We start from the raw sequence: 310 nt of genomic DNA on the forward strand, positions 1-310 counted from the left end.
GCCGAGGTGTTCGCCGATCTGGGCCTGGGTGAGTTCGTCGACGAAGCGCATGTGGATGATGCGGCGTTCGCGGTCGTCGAGTTGGGCGATCAGAGGGGCGAGCGCGTTGAAGTCTTCGACGAGTTCGAGGGCGGTGTCGTCGACGCCGATGAAGGCGGCGAGGGCGGCTTCGCCGTCTTCGCTGGAGGTGATGGCGGCGTCGAGGGAGGAGGAGGTGTAGCCGTTGGAGGCCTTGCGGGCCTCGATGACCTCTTCCTCCGACAATGACATCAGTTCGGACAGTTCACGCGTGCTGGGGGTGCGGCCGAGG

1 protein-coding gene is annotated in these 310 nt (G+C 65.8%); it reads right to left on the bottom strand.

What is annotated here, in order from left to right:
- Window positions 1–310, bottom strand: a 310-nt coding sequence (locus tag N4G66_RS45475) for a sigma factor-like helix-turn-helix DNA-binding protein (protein ID WP_315903785.1), incomplete at both ends; no start/stop codon positions are given.

This window comes from Streptomyces rhizosphaerihabitans (genome assembly GCF_025399795.1).
Lineage (GTDB): Bacteria > Actinomycetota > Actinomycetes > Streptomycetales > Streptomycetaceae > Streptomyces > Streptomyces rhizosphaerihabitans.